Genomic DNA, 16,269 nt, shown 5'->3' with positions numbered 1-16,269 from the left:
ACTCGCTAAATGAAAACAATATCAAATACTATAAAACCTTTAAAAACTTATGATTATAGCTCTTAAGTATTTTAAGCTTATAGATACTATAAATTATAAAGAGGTAAAAAATGAAAAAAGTCAATTGAAATACAGATGCATCTCAAATTATCAAGTTTCTTGGTGGTAAAGAAAATATTAAAGACATTTTTCACTGTGCAACTCGCTTGCGTTTTTATTTAAAAGATCAATCACTATTGGAAGTCGAAAATTTGAAGGCTTTGTCAATTGTTAAAGGCTATAATAAAGCTAATGATGAAAACCAGTTAATCATTGGAACTGGAGTTGTCGATAAAATTTTTAAAGCTATTCAACAAGAGTTAAATTCAAATAGTGATACCGGGACCTTTTCAACGGAAAATGCAAAAAAAGAGCGTATGTGAAAAAAAGAACTAAGTTTTAGATCAAACAGCTTAATGATCAGCAAACGTGGGTTGTCATCATTTGCAGCAATCTTTGTTCCCTTAGTTCCAGTATTTATTGCTGGAGGAATGAGTTTGGCACTAAATTCGCTTCTTCAACAAATCTATCCTAATTCAGGAATGGGAAAAATTTTAGACATTATTGGAGGAGCAATTTTAGGGAGTCTACCTGCTTTTGTTGGGTATACGGCTGCCAAAAAGTGAGGAGGAAATCCGTTTTTGGGATTAGCGATGGGACTAATCCTTGTAGCACCAGCACTATTAAACTCATATGCAACTAGCCAGCCAATTTTATTAGGGTTTGACATTAATACTCCGACTGGAGAGATTCAGTCTGCAGCAGAACAAGCATACAAGCAGTGACTGGCGACAAATAATGCAACTGAACAGGAATTTAAAATGTCAGAAATTGTTGGAACCTATAGTACATTATTTTCAGGATTTTGGAAAATCAAGTTAATTGGATATCAAGCCCAAATTGTGCCCGTTTTATTAGTATTAGCGATTTCAGTTAATGTTGAAAAAATTCTGCGCAAAATTACTCCTGATGTTTTAGCAATTATTGTAGTTCCGTTAGTTACAGTTATTTTAACAACATGATTGGCTTTTTGGGCAATTGGGCCTTTAGGTCAATTAATTGGTCAAGGATTTGCTAAAGGAATTACGGCAATCTTTAAGTATACTAACTATACAGGAATTGGATTTGGAGGAATGATTTTTGCCGGATTTTATCCTTTATTAGTTATTACAGGATTACACCAAGGGTTTTTACCAATTGAGGCACAATTACTAATGGATAGTAAATTGCAATTCGCGCATTCGTTCTCATTTATAACACCAGTGGCTTGTGTTTCAAATATAGCTCAAGGAACTGCCTGCTTAATGTTAATCTTTTTCATTAAAAATAAAGAAGAAAAATCAAAATCAATTTCGGGATCATTTGGAGCGAATTTGGGGATTACAGAACCAGCGATGTTTGGTATTAACTTGCAATTAAAACCATTGCTTGTTGGAGCAATTATTGGATCAGCGATAGGAGGTTATTGATTGGGAATGACTCATACAGTTGCCAATTCATTAGGAAGTGCTTCTTGAATAGGATTGGTTCAGTTTGATTGAACGACAGAACACATTCAAAAATATTTCGCTACTAATAATATTCACGCGACATTTGCAAATTTAGCTCCGGGAATAAACGTTACAATTGCAATGATCATTTCGATGATTACAACAGCGGTATCTTCATACTTATTATTGAAATCAAAATGAGGAAAATATTCATTAGAACAGTACAAAAATCAAATTTCAGAATCTAAATCTATATAATATATTGAAAAGTTAATTAGGAGATTATAAATAATATATGGAAAAGAAGTGAAAAATTGTTTTTGATTACTTGCTAAATATTATTAAAAGCAACGAAATTCAAGATGGCGGTTTATTGCCAAGCCAAAATCGTTTAAAAACACGTTTTAAATACAGTGAGCAGCCGATTAGAATTGCTTTTAATAAGCTAATTGAATTAAAATTAGTTGAATCAGTTCCAGGAAAAGGATTTGTGGTTACTAATAAAACTAAAAGCAATCAGTTGTTTAGTTTCCGAGAGTTATTTCCAAATAGTTATAGTGAATTTTATGATTTAGAAGAAGTTTATGTAGACAAAGAACTGTCTGCACAATCTGGTTTTTATCCAGGAGCAACCGTTTATAAATTTAAATGTAAACGTTATATTGAAGACAAAATAAAGGTTTATCAGGAAAGTTGGCTTAATAAAAGTATTTTTAAAAATGTCGATTTAAGATACCTAAAAGACTTTGGTCTGATGGAGTACGTTGATAAAAAGACTTCAGTTAAAGTGAGCCACTGTTTAAAAAATATTTATGTTCAAAAATCAACTCCACAGCTGAACTTAAAATTAGCATTTGAGGATAATGAGGCTGATCAAGCAATTGTTGATCGTGGATTGCTTTTTGATATTTATAATGAGATTATTGAGTTTCGCTTAAGTTACTATAAAATGAATGATTTTAGCTGAGAATTTATTGAGTGAAGATCATAGAAAAGAGAAAAAAATGAATGACAAATATCGTTTAATTGATGCTGCAGATTTGCATGAATTTGCAAGCAATCATGAATTAAAAAACCGTGATTGATATAATAATCAGTATCATTTATCAGCTTTTTCAGGGCTAGTAAATGACCCAAACGGACTAGTATTTTTTAAAGGAAAATACTATATTTTTATGCAAAATTGTCCATTTAGTCCTGAGCATAAAAACAAGTCTTGATTGTTGTATACAACAACCGATTTTATCAATTACATATACGAGGGAATTGCAATTACTCCATCATTTGAAGGTGACCGTCATGGAGTATTTTCAGGAAGTGCTTATGTTCATAAAAATGAATTATATTTTTACTACACCGGAAATATAAAGATTGGCACAGAAGGCGATCGTACAAGTTTTACAATTAAAGCAAAAATTGATTTGGAAAATAAAACAGTCAGCAAAAAAGTTTTATTTGAAACAGACAAAACTCGTTATACAGGTCACTTTAGAGATCCGATTATATTTGAAAAAAATAATCGATTTTATATGCTTAATGGAGCCCAAAATCTTGACTTAAAAGGAACAATTAATTTTGCGTCAACATCAAATTTAGAAAATGATGATTGAAAGTTTTTTAAAGATGAGGACTTTGATATTTCAAAACGTTTAGATAATTATATGTTAGAATGTCCGAACTATCTCAATATTGAAAACACTGAAATCATTTTCTTAAGTGTTGAACAAAAAGTTCCTTTTGCAAAAGGAGGACACCATGTGTGATATTTGACAGGAAATTTTGACAACAAAATGAATTTTAATGAAACTGGAACAATACGTAAAATAGATCAAGGTCTTGACTATTATGCACCGCAAGTCTTTAATAATGTTGAGGGTCGCAAAATCACTATGGCATGATTAGGAAACTCGCAATCAGATACTAAAGCAACGAATACAAATAATTGATCAAATCAATTAACAATTCCTAGAGAAGTGTCATTAAAAGATAATCACTTGTACCAGATGCCCATTGTTGAATTAGAAAAACTGCGAAGTGCAAATATTACTCAGCAAAAAACTATTGAATACAAAAATGGCTTAATTGAAGTTGATTTAATCAATACAGAAAAGGAATTTACAATTGAATTTTTAAATGACAAAAAAGAAAAACTAAAGTTATTTTATAAAAATCATATGTTTGGATTTGATCGTAGTAAATGTACTTATAAGGATGCTACAAGCTTACCAAACATTTATGAATTTGCAATTGAACAAATTTCTAATCTGAAAATTCTTGTTGATCGAAGTTCTATGGAGATATTTATCAATGATGGACAAGAAACTATGACAATCAAGTTCTTTTTAAAAAAACATAATCAAGTTAAAACAAGTTTGACGGTTAAAGATGCTTTTCAGCTAGAACCAATTCAAATTGTTTATAATAATATTTTATTTGATAATCAGCAGGAAGGTGCCAATTAATATGAAGCGTAAAATTATATGTTTAGGAGAAGCACTAGTAGACGTCTATAATAACAATGGGACTCTAACTGAAGAAATTGGTGGCGCTTCATTTAACGTAGCAGCGAGCTTGGGTAAACTTAAAAATGAGCTACTATTTTTGGGAGCTGTCGGAAATGATCAGCAAGGAAAAGCAATTATTAACAAAATGAATGACTATAATATTCAGACAGATTATTTACAAGTCGATTCACAAGCAACAACTAAGGCTTTAGTAACTTTAGATGAGTTTAATGAACGTAATTTTCAATTTGTTCGTGGAGCAGATCAAAACTATTCCTTAAATATTGAAGAAATTAAAAAAGAAAACATTGCAGCAATTCATTTCGGAAGTGCAACGGCTTTTTTAGGAGGCTCATTGCAGCAAGCTTATAATCAACTAGTTGAGTATGCAATTGCAAATAAAATTTATTTTTCATTTGACCCCAATTTTAGAGATAAACTATGAAATACTCCAAAAAAGGTAGCGGAATTTGTAGTATATTGTCAACCGTTATTAAAAAATGCATCTTTAATCAAACTAAGTGAAGAAGAATTGGAAATTTTAAGTAGTGGGGATTCAAATATTGAGCGTCTTCAAAATTTAGAAAAGATTAATCCTGAAGCCTTAATTTGTATTACTCAAGGTTCAAAAGGAACATTATTTGCTTGAAAGCAACAAATAGATGAAGTACCTGTTTTAAAAAGTAACTGTGTCGTTGATACAACAGGAGCAGGAGATTCTTTTATTGCTGGATTAATAAATGAAGTTCTAAATCGTCAGATTACTTCAGAATCAGAAATGGATGAAATATTTGCTGCAATTTATGCAGCAAATAGTTTTGCCAAAGCCTCTGTTGAACATATCGGAGCGTTGACTTTTTTAAACTTTATATAGAAAGCACCATTAAATTTTATGGTGTTTTTATTTAGTATATACTTTTAGTATACAAAAGGAGTATCCTACATGAAACTAACAAAACCCCTAATTGCAATTACTGGAGCATCTTCTGGTATTGGTAAAGCAACAGCCGAATTATTTGCTGCTAAAGGTTATCCAGTGTTGTTAATGGCTCGTCGAGTAGAAATTCTAGATTCACTTAATATTGAACACAAAATAACGGCTAAGGTTGACGTGACAGACATTAAGCAGATTCGACAAGCAATTCTTAAAGCAGAAAAAATTTATGGTCCTGTAGATTTATTAGTTAACAACGCAGGAATTATGCCGATGGAAAAATATGTTGATCAATCTCTTAAGGATAAATATGCGACATTAGATGTCAATATCAAAGGCGTTGTAAATGGAATGGACTGCGTCTTAAAAACAATGAACGCTCGTCAACATGGAACGATTATTAACCTGTCATCAACAGCTTCGCGTTGAACTTCAATTGACCATGCTTTATATAATGGGTCAAAGTTTGCGGTTAATGCAATTACAGAACAAGCTCGTCGTGAAAACTCTGAAAATAATGTTCGTTTCATTTTAATTGAACCAGGAATTGTTGATACGAACCTACTTGATACAACAGTTAACAAAGAAGTTTTAGATGCCTATTTAGTGAATAAAAATAACTTAAAAGGTGGGCTAAAATCTCAAGATGTTGCTAATGTAATTTTATATGCTTATGAACTTCCTCAACATATTAATGTAAAGGAATTACTAATAACTCATACACAACAAAAAATTTAAATTTTTAAAGTATTTTTGAAGTTTGTAGTGTAAAATTAATAAAAATAAATACACTTTGATAACTAATCTAACGATCACGCGATTAGTGAACTTTAAAAAAGAAATAATAAAATTCATTTTAAAGATTAAAATTTTAAAAAGAAAGAGGTGCTGTATGGCAAATATTAGATTTATGCCTATTGGTGGACAAGATGAACGAGGGAAAAACATTTTTGCTTTAGAAATTGATCAGGAGTTGTTCATTTTTGATGCTGGGATTAAGTTTCCTGATAAAGGAATTTTGGGAGTTGATGTGGTTATTCCGAAGTTGGATTTTTTGAAAAATAATATTAAAAAAATTAGAGGGATATTTATTAGTAATCCAGCGTCGTATAATTCAGGAGCAATTAGCTATATTTTAAAAGAAATTGATGTTCCAGTATATTGTAATGAAATTACAACGGTTGTTTTAAAAATTAAAGCTCAACGATTAAGAGTTAAAAACAAGGAGCAAAATTTTCACATCATAAAAGAAAGAGATATATTAGATTTTGGGAAAGTTAAAGTAGAAGTTTTCAGAACAACATCAAGTTCTCCACAGTCATGTGGATTTGCCGTTCATACTGAAAATGGAGTTATCGTGTATGCAGGAGATTATATTATTGATGGAAAAGAACAATCTTATTTTTCAACTGATTTTGCACACTTAAATGAAATTAGCAAAAAAGGGGTATTGGCACTAATTGCTGATGCTGAATATGCATCGAGAATGGATTTTACTGTTCCAAACCACAAAATTGAAAATTATATTGCATCACCTTTTAAAGAAAAGAAAACTAAAATAGCTGTTGGAATTTTTGAAGAAGACATTTTTAAACTTGGTGAGATTTGTATGGCAGCTAAAGAAAATGGCCGTAAAATTGCAGTTTATGGTCGTACTATGGCTGCAATTATTGAGTCTAACATGATTAACGAAAACCTAATTTTGTCAAAAGATGATCTATGTTCTGTTGAGGAATATATGGCATCTGAAAACGGAGTTTTAATAATTTCAGGAACTGGAGATGTGTTATATTCTAAGCTAGCTAAGATTGCTAATGGAAATGATGATGTCGTTGAATTTGGTGAAAAAGATTTGATTATTTTGGCTACGCCTCCAGCTGCAGGAGTCGAAAAACGTCATGCACAAATCTTAGATGAATTGGCAAGAACAGACGCTCGTTTAATTGCTTTAAGTGACAAAAATATTTGATCAATGCATGCTTCGTATGAAGATATTAAAATGTTGGTGTCGATTATGAATCCCAAATATTTTATTCCGATTAAAGCTTTGTACAAAGACTTTTTGAAAGCTGAAAAGGCAGCAATAGATGGCGGTGTTAAGCCTGAAAATATTGGAATTATTGATAACGGAGAAATTTTAGTTTTATCAAAAAATCATTTGGCTATAAGCCAAGAACGCATCGAAACTGGAGACGTATATGTTGATGGTGTTGGTGTTGGTGATGTTGGAAGTGTTGTTTTAAATGAACGTAAGCAACTGGCAACTGACGGAGTGATAATTGTTGGAGCTACAATTGATACTCGAAATAAAGAATTAGTATCATTAATTGACACTCAAATGCGAGGTGTACTTTACATTAGTGAGGAAAATCCAATTTTCAAAATTTTGCAAAAACAAATTGCTGAAATCATTAAAAAAGGTGAATCTTTGTATAAGGAAACACCTGGACAATATGAATTAAGTGACATTAAACGTGAAATAATTTCAAAGGTTCGTTCATCAATTAAACAAGAATCAGGCAAGCAACCAATTGTGTTGGCAATCATTAATGAAATTGATGGTAAAGATTATGTTCCTTATATCCGTAATACTCGTAATGTAACAAACTATCAAAATAAAAATAGCAATTATTCTAAGAAAAATAATAAGAATAATTAGTCATTTTAAAATGGGCAAGTCCAGCCAAATAAATTTTGATAATATACAAAAAATTGCAAACAAAGAATAACCGTGCATAGAACAAGAGCTTTTTTCCCTTTTTGGGACAAACTCTTGTTTTTTTTTTTTTTTTGTTAGAGTTAACTATATGGAAATTAAGTACATATTTTATATAAAAATAGACAAGTACTTTTGAAAGGAATTTGTAAAAAAGTATGAAAAAACTATTAACTATATTAGGAGCTATTGGATTGACAGCAACCGCCGGTTTATCAGTTATTGCCTGTTCAAAAGATAAAAATGAAGGAAATGAAATTGATCCACCTGTTGAAGAAACTATTGAGGAAATTATTAAGGCATTTCAAGAAGATCTAAATAAAATTACAACAAAAGTTTACAATCTTGCAGAAAACCAATCAAAATTCACAAGAATTATTAAAGACGGAGAAGATCAAGGGACATACAACTTTTTTAATTTTAATTATTTGTCAAATAATTTTAAAAACGAGTCTAATGAGTCTGAAAAAGTTTTTAACCTACGAAATGATGGAAAAGAATCCGAAGTACTTATGTTAAAAGATTTAGTGCAACTTTTTACTCAACAACAATTTGCTGAAGAAATTCGCTTAACTTTAGAAACTGGTGATAATGCAACACGATATAGAAATATTTATATGGGTTCAGTTGATGCAACTTTGGGGGGATTTAAAATAGCCCAGGACAAAGATTTCAAGTTGACTAATTCAATAATTAAGGATGAGCAAATTTATACTATTGAAATGAATATTTCTCGTGATATGTATTTTAAAGATGCTGAAGGAACCAAAACAGCCTATCAAACTTATGAGATGCCTTTAAAAATTGTTATTGGACAAGAAGGAGTGATCATGAATTTAATTGAAGAAGTAACTACAAAATTGCCAACAATGCTATATAACAATAAAGAAACAAATAATAAAGTTTCAACTCAACTTAAATATGATGACTTAAAAGAAATAAGCTCTAATTTTAAAAGTTATGGAAACCTTAATGAATCTATAGCCAAGTTCATTAATACTGATGTTTTTAAAGAAGACTTAAAAAAGTCAATTGAAGAAATTCTGACTGAAGAGTTCCCTTCTCAAATTAATTTTAAAGGCGATATTGTAACTTCTGAGAGTGTCAAAACATCTGCTACTTTATTTGAAGGTGGTACTTTTAAGCAATCTAAATTTTGAGTAGATATGGGAAATAATGCTATGATCAATAGTTTATTTTTAAAAGCAAAAGAAACTAAGGCGTTAGACAAAAATGTTGCAATTACCGAACTTAAAAAAACCATTATTGATTTTGATAAAAACTTTGGAAATTTTGATAACAAAGCAAGAGAATTTTTAAAAGCAGTAGTTCCAAATACAAGTGAGGCTAATGAAATTGTTGAGCAAATATACACATATGGTAATTTTGCATTATCAAATATTGAAATACTAATCAATGATGGAACTAATTCAGATGTAGCCTTACCAATTCCAACAATTCAAATTCCATGAACATTTTCAAATACAATATCAGAAGAGTTTACTGATAAGGGTGATGCCTTTTTGGCTTCATTGTATGAAGCAATCTTGGTGTTAAATGAAAAAAGTCTGCAAGCCAATGCTGATGCAAGTTCAAGAGCAGAAAGGCTATTCGATCTAGAGGATAGTTTCAAAGAAAACATTCGAAATAATTCATTTGGTGTTAGCTGACAAGAAATTATTAATATGATTGAAGGAAATGAAAATAAAGAGCAATCTCTAGAAAGAATAATTGGTAATACCAATACATGATCTATTATGAACGCTTATAGTGACTTTCAAGAAGATGAGAGAGTTCAATTTGAAGGTTTAAATATTCTTATGACTTTTAACAAAGCGGCTCAAAATTATTTGGTTTTCAAAAAATATCCTGATGGAAAAATTGGACTTGGATTTAAAAAAGGAATTACTCTGCAACAAATTAGACAAATTGATGTTGAGTATAAGGTTAACTTAGGTTTAACAAGAATTCAAGCAAAATTGCCATTTATGGGTTATGGTAACCAAGATAGTTTTTATGATGCAAAAGATGCATTTAATTATATTGAAGACAAAGATTTTTATGGTGACAATCGTGATCGTGGAGCTTGAGTTAATCAAGTATATTACGAACGAGAAACTTTTGCAATATTTGTTTTAGATTAACTAATTATATAAAAATCAGTTTTATATAAAACGTAGTAAAAGGATAAGGTAAATAATTAATGATGTTTATTAAACAAAATAGAGCTATAAAAATTTATGCTCCAGCTGATGGCAGCATTCTTGATCTTAGCGCTATTAGTAATAGTTCTATTAAAGAAATTATTGCGAAAGAAGGGTTTGTTTTACAAACTTTGAAACATTCCTTTGTTTCTCCAATTTCAGGAAAAATTGTTATGATCTTGAAAACAAAGAGAGCTTATAAAATAAAAACCAAGGCAGGAATTCAAATGTTACTTTTTTTGGTACTTGAAGATAATCATTGAAAAATTGACAAATTTGTTTCAAACACTGAAAATGGCAAAAAGGTTAAAGCATTACGTACATTATGCGACATTAGTCTCAAAAAAAATAAGACGGATTTAAAAGAAGAGATTGACCAGATTATAAATGTTCCGATCTTATTAACTAATGTTAATGAAAAGACTTTGAAAATATTAAAATTTGGAGAAGTCAAAAAAGGTGACTTAGTTGCTATTTTGAAATAAAAATAAATATTTAGATTTATTAAATAGGTATCTTAGGAGGTATTGATGGTATCAAATATAAACACTGAAGTAGAAGAAATTCTGGATGAACCAGAATTAACAAATATTACAAGAATTTCTTCAGCTGCATTAAATAAAAAAACAAGAAAGCAAGAAAAAGAGAAAGGAAAAAATGTAAGTTTTTATAACTTACTAGTCTATTTTTTAAAACTGATCTTTATTGATAAAGCTTTTTTAATTATTTTTGGAATTGGTTTTGTATTTGCAATTGTTTTTGGGATTATGGCAAAAGTTCAAAGTTCACCCATTGTAGTTTTCAACTGATATTACTTAATTAATACGGTTTTATTATTAATTTTAGTTTCTAGATTAGTGACATATTTTTTGCATAACAAATTTGAAGATCAAACTATGACAATTATTATTCAGCAAAAAACAAAAAGAATAACAATTTTAATAAGTATATGAGTAGCAATTTTTTTAGGAATACTTGCATTAAATATTTTATCAACGGTATCAATGGTGCTTTTAAATACAGGAAATTCATATGGAATTAGATACTTATTTACTAATTTAGCTTACCAAACAGCCTGTTCAATCTTTTTCATTAGTTTTTTATTTTTCTTAACATTATTTTGCAAACAACAAATTGTATCAATAATTTTGTCTTTTGTGCTATTGTCATTATTCATATCAAGTTTGCCGCAACAATTTTTTGCAACTAAAATGAATGACACACAAATAACATTTGTTGACAGATCGGGAAGTTCATTTATGTACAAGGGATCAGAAATTAATAATGCTCTTATTTTTAACGAAAATGTTAATAAGGGTCATATTAAATTTCCTCATCTAAGTAAATATATAAATGATTATTATATTAGCAAAAGTTATACAATTGCAAACTATGAAGGTAGAGAAGAACTTAATTCGCGAATGGTTATGTGGAGTGATTTAGGGATTATTAATACTAAAGAAGAGCCCCTTTTAGTTAATGGAAGTACAACAACAAAATTGAAAATTGATACTATCACTAGCAGAAGTGGAGTAACTGATTTTTCAAAGGGCGATGTTGTTGATATCAAACTTAGCTTTAAAAATAAGTTCAAAAATATTGAATCAATTAAAGATGTTTATGAAACTACAGATGATGCAGAACATAAGGCTGTTTTATCGGACTTAATCGATTTTTTTAATTATTATGAAAGTACTTTCAAAAGTGTTTATCCAGCAATTTCTAATGAACAAGAAATGCTAGAAAAAATGTGAAGTTCAAACTATAACAATTATGGTAAATACTTGTCTTTACAAATCAATAGTGCTGTTTCTACAATGTCAAAACCAGGCAAAGAAGTAGAACCTGAAACTAATAAAAATATTGAAGCCAATATTACAAATGCTTTTTTTCAAAGTTACATTTTTAACAACTATTTTGCAACTGAAAGTTCAAAAAACTATGACTTATCTTTTAGCACAAATAGAAATGAACCTGAATATGCTAATAACTACAAAGCACTGATGAATGCTTTTAGTGAACAAATGTATTTTGAGTTGTTTATTAGAATTTTAGAGGATAACTTTATTAATCAAACATCTAATTATGTAATTATTACAGAATCTGAAGTACTTCGCAATGAAAACTTTAATGATTATGAACGTTATATGAAAAACTACCAATTATTAAACTTAGTTTTATTTCCAGCTAATATGAATAGCTATTTCAATCACTATGCAGGAAAAGAGTGAGATCAATATTGATTTAACTTTGGCAGCAAGTCTTCTATTAATTTTGAATCACAAGACAATATATTTTTCACAAATGTCAAATTCAAAGTTGTTGTAAACGATGAGAATAACAAAATTAGTGGAACTCAAAGACCAAATATTCAGTTATATTTAGCAATTCAAGTTGCCTTTCTGTTATTAACAGCTGCAATATCTGTATATCTATTTATTAGAAAGGATTTGAAATAAATGAGCGACAAAACATTACTATTACCAGCAGAGCAAAGTAGCGATGATATAATTCGATTTACTAATTATTTTAAAAAATTTAATTATAAAGAAAGAATTGGTCCACTAAATTTTGGTATTAAAAAAAATAAAGTAACAATTTTAATTGGACGAAGTGGTTCAGGAAAATCAGTTATTTTAAATTCAATTATGGGTTCTTATGCTCGTTATAAAGGCACAATTGATATTAATGGATATCGACGCAAGTCAATTTCTGGTTACAAGATTAATAGCGAAATTGGGTTTTATACTCAAATGGATTTTATTACTTACGATATTAAGCTGATCACGTATTTGAATCAGATTTCAAAAGTTATGGGTTTATCTAAAAAATATGCAGAAGAGCAAATTGACAAGTTGCTGGAACTGTTTCAATTGAAAGAGCATAGTGATAAGAAATTAAAAGATTTTTCATGAGGAATGAAAAATAGATTAAATCTAATTATCAGTTTATTAAAAGATCCTAATTTAATTATTTTAGATGAGCCTGGAGCAAATTTGGATTCAGTGTGAAGAAAAAAAATTAAAGAAATATTACTAGAATATAAAAATATGGATAAAACTGTTTTACTAGTTGTTCATAATATTGATGAAGTTTTTGATATGGTAGATGACATTATTTTAATTGAACACGGACAAATTATTTATCAATCAGAATTAAAAAATCTTAAGCTATATTTTAGAAGTAAACTGTATTTTAAAACAGATATTGCCAAGCATTCTAGTTATAAAGACTTTAAAGCTCATCTATTAAGTTCAGGTTTAGAAATTTTTAGTGAAGATATTGAAAATAATACTTTAGAGATTGGTGTTTTAAAGCAGGAAAGCGACAAAATAAACTTTTTGATGGCGTTAATAATTAAATACAATCTGTTTTTAGAAGAAATTGTTAATATCCCAATGAATTTTGAATCAATTTACAATTCTTTGGTATATTCTGAGCAAGTAAAAGAGTTAGAGTTTTACTTTAAAAAGTTAACAACAGTAAGTAGAATTAAACTTTTCTCTTTATTAGCTAAATCAGGGTATAAACTTAAGCGCAAAATAAAAAACTCTTCAAGTGAAGAATATCGTACTGAAAAAACAGCATTAATTGAAGAAAATAAAATGCTACTTGAAACAATGAGAAATAAGCAAATCAATACAGAAGTAACAAACAAAATTATTGAAATTCTTGATATATTTTTTAATCGAAACGAAATTCTGTCAGATATAGATAAAAAAGAATTGACAAATTCTGTAAAAATTTTGCTTAAAGAAAATTTTTTAACTAAGTATGAAGAGGGAATTGCTAAATTAGCAGTAGAAATTCTCTTAAGAAATGTTAAAGATGAAACTACCTCAAAAATGTTTGCTCAAATTTTAAAAAATACAAATAAAAATGGATCAAAAATTACAAAAAAAAGAAATCTTAAAATTAATCGAATTAACATTGTGCTAATTAATGAAAATTCAGAAATTGCCGAACAAAAAAATCAACTTTTTTGATAGGCATAGAAAAGAGAATGTATGTTAAAAAACAATAATCATTCTAAGTTTTTTATTGAAAAAATTGGAAACTATTTTTACATAAAAAATGATGAAAACAAAGTAGTAAAAATATGTAATTCATATAATGATGCAGCTATTCAAATAGAATCTCTTTATGACAACATAATTGATGAAAGACAGCAAAATGTAAAAGTTGAAGCTTCTTTTAATAATCTTAATAAAGCAAATTCAATTTATGAAAAACAAAGTCAAAATCAAGATTTAAATAAGGTAGTTTCATTTATGGATTCTAAAATTGATGGTTTGGAAAGCGCTTTGAAAAAAGAAATTATTCAGACAATTAATAGTTTACAAGCAACTTCAAAATCATTTTTAGAAAATGAAACTAAAAATAATCAAAACAAAATAGTTCAACAAGAAGCTGAAACTAGACTAGCAACATTAAATGAACCTGAAGTTTTGAAAAAAATTGAAGAACTGCAAGCGATGCTAGATACTTTGAAGGTAAAAACTATTACTAACATTGAGAAAAAAATTGATACCATTGAAACTCAACAAAATGCCTTCAAAGAGTTTCAACAAAATCCTCAAATTGACAATAGTGAGATTAACAGACTAAAAATTGATTTGGCTAACTTTGCAAATGAAATGAAAAACATACAACAAACTTCTTCTAAGGTTGTTTTACAAAAAGATTTGGAAGCTGTTAAAGCTGAAATTGTAGATAAGATCAAAAATAAATTCAAAAATATAAACATTTTGCAAATTAGTGAAATGGCGTCTCAAAGTGAAGAAATAGGCAAAGAAGTTAAGTCATTAAGAAATGACATCAATTACTTCTTAAATCAAATAAATGAAATAGAAAAAAATTCAGAAAACTTAGTTTTAAAACATGATTTAGAATCTACAAAAAACGAAATTCTAACTATGATTTATGAAAAATTAAAACAAATTGAATTAAATCAGTTTAATGATGGAATTCTTCAAAATACGGTGCTAGAGCAAGATATTGAAAACTTGAAACAAGAGCTATTTGTTTTTGCTAGTCAAGTTGAAAGTATATCTAATGATACTCAAAATTTAGTAATGCACGAAGATTTAGAATTAACTAAAAATGAAATTGTTTCTAAAATTCAAGAAAATATAAAAGCTGTTCAAGAATTACAAATTAAAACAGCTGAATTAGAAAAAGCATCAACTGTTAGTGAAATTGAAAGCCTGCGAAAAGAAACTGAAGAGTCTAAAAACTCTATTAAAAATTTAATGGATTATTGTAAATCATTTGTTTCAGAAGAACAAGTAAGCAATATTAAAAAAGAAATTACTGACTCATTCAAAACTGCCTTAGTTGAATTGCAAAATAATAATAACTCACCTGATCATAAGGAAAGTTTAGTACAAGAAGTTCATGCCCTAAATGCCGAGTTGGAATATGTTTTACAATCAAACTTGAAAATGATTCATGAAATTTTATTAGAAAATGAACGTAAGGTTTTAGCTGACTCCAAAAAAGTTAAAGACACAGTTGAATTAGTTAATGCTCAGTCAAAAAATTATGAAGACTTAGCTCAGCAAGTTTTAAAATTAACTTCAAATGACAAAGCTGAAGTTTTGCATAAACAAACAATGAATTTTGTAAATGAAGCAGTTGAATCACAAAATCATTTAATTTCATCTGAGTTTAATAAATTTCAACTTAATTTAAATGATTTAGCTGAAAGTATAAACGAAGTAAAAAATGAATTTAATAATTTGCAACCGAGCCAAGCTATTGATTCTGAAAAAATCAAGTTAGAAATTTTGGCTGAAGTAAAAAAGCAGTTTGATAATTATAAAAAGGCTCAATCCAAAACTGCTGCATCAAAAACGAAGTCATTAAATAAAGAAATTGATGTCTTAAAAAACAATTTTGATAAAAAAATTGCTGAAAGTAAGGCCTCTGTTCTTAAAGAAAGTATTGCTGAAACTAATAATCATTTAAAAACTGAAAATCAAAAATTATTAAAAGAAGTGGCAGCTAGAAATGACAAAAAATATGTAAATGTCAAAGAATTGGACAGCTTAGTTAAAAAATATTTCAATATAACTGAAAAGCCTAAACAAGAAGTTGTTTCTAAAAAGGATAAAAGATTAGATCCAATTGGACCAGCTGTTATTTCTAAGGAAAATAGCGATTTGGTTGCAGAAGTTAAAACGCCTTTAATTGAACAATTAGACGAGGTTATTGCCGATAGCAATCAATATTTGGAAGGAAATTCACCAGATTTACAAGCTTATGAAAAAGCATTTTATGAGCTTCAAGAAGATGGAACATTAAATGAGTATTTAAAAGCACTACATAAAAATTAGTAGCTATATAAAAGTTTATATGTGTAACAAATAATGTCGAAACA

General features: G+C 28.7%; 11 protein-coding genes. All 11 read left to right on the top strand.

All coding sequences use genetic code 4. The features are described 5' to 3' along the window. The first annotated feature begins 110 nt into the window (after positions 1-110). Entirely contained in the window at positions 111-1,787 is a 1,677-nt protein-coding gene (locus tag CXP39_RS02835; RefSeq protein ID WP_027048537.1) for a PTS transporter subunit EIIC, read from the top strand. Positions 1,788-1,824: 37 nt separating this feature from the next. Next, positions 1,825-2,520 (top strand): UTRA domain-containing protein, encoded by a 696-nt coding sequence (locus CXP39_RS02830; RefSeq protein WP_027048536.1) that lies wholly within the window; start codon positions 1,825-1,827, stop codon positions 2,518-2,520. A 13-nt stretch (positions 2,521-2,533) separates the two neighbouring features. Further along, positions 2,534-3,991, top strand: coding sequence for a glycoside hydrolase family 32 protein (locus CXP39_RS02825; RefSeq protein WP_169733721.1), 1,458 nt, complete (start codon positions 2,534-2,536; stop codon positions 3,989-3,991). A 1-nt stretch (position 3,992) separates the two neighbouring features. Then, on the top strand, positions 3,993-4,907 hold the full coding sequence (locus CXP39_RS02820) for a carbohydrate kinase family protein (RefSeq protein ID WP_051591900.1): 915 nt from the start codon (positions 3,993-3,995) through the stop codon (positions 4,905-4,907). A 69-nt stretch (positions 4,908-4,976) separates the two neighbouring features. After that, complete coding sequence (locus CXP39_RS02815) at positions 4,977-5,705, top strand: SDR family oxidoreductase (protein ID WP_027048534.1); 729 nt, start codon at positions 4,977-4,979, stop codon at positions 5,703-5,705. A 154-nt stretch (positions 5,706-5,859) separates the two neighbouring features. After that, positions 5,860-7,626 (top strand): ribonuclease J, encoded by a 1,767-nt coding sequence (locus CXP39_RS02810; RefSeq protein WP_027048533.1) that lies wholly within the window; start codon positions 5,860-5,862, stop codon positions 7,624-7,626. 215 nt (positions 7,627-7,841) lie between these two features. Further along, a complete protein-coding gene (locus CXP39_RS02805; RefSeq protein WP_027048532.1) occupies positions 7,842-9,827 on the top strand; it encodes a lipoprotein in 1,986 nt (661 codons plus the stop codon). Positions 9,828-9,886: 59 nt separating this feature from the next. Then, a complete protein-coding gene (locus CXP39_RS02800; protein WP_027048531.1) occupies positions 9,887-10,372 on the top strand; it encodes a PTS glucose transporter subunit IIA in 486 nt (161 codons plus the stop codon). Positions 10,373-10,417: 45 nt separating this feature from the next. Then, positions 10,418-12,346, top strand: coding sequence for an ABC transporter permease (locus CXP39_RS02795; RefSeq protein ID WP_027048530.1), 1,929 nt, complete (start codon positions 10,418-10,420; stop codon positions 12,344-12,346). Continuing rightward, positions 12,347-13,876 carry an ATP-binding cassette domain-containing protein gene (locus CXP39_RS02790; protein WP_051591899.1) on the top strand — a complete coding sequence of 510 codons (1,530 nt, stop codon included), beginning with the start codon at positions 12,347-12,349 and terminating at the stop codon, positions 13,874-13,876. It begins immediately after the preceding gene. 18 nt (positions 13,877-13,894) lie between these two features. Further along, entirely contained in the window at positions 13,895-16,225 is a 2,331-nt protein-coding gene (locus CXP39_RS02785; protein WP_027048529.1) for a coiled-coil domain-containing protein, read from the top strand. Positions 16,226-16,269 lie beyond the last annotated feature (44 nt).

The organism is Mesoplasma syrphidae, assembly GCF_002843565.1.
GTDB lineage: Bacteria > Bacillota_I > Bacilli_A > Mycoplasmatales > Mycoplasmataceae > Tullyiplasma > Tullyiplasma syrphidae.
This window is presented reverse-complemented; position numbering and strand designations above follow the sequence as displayed.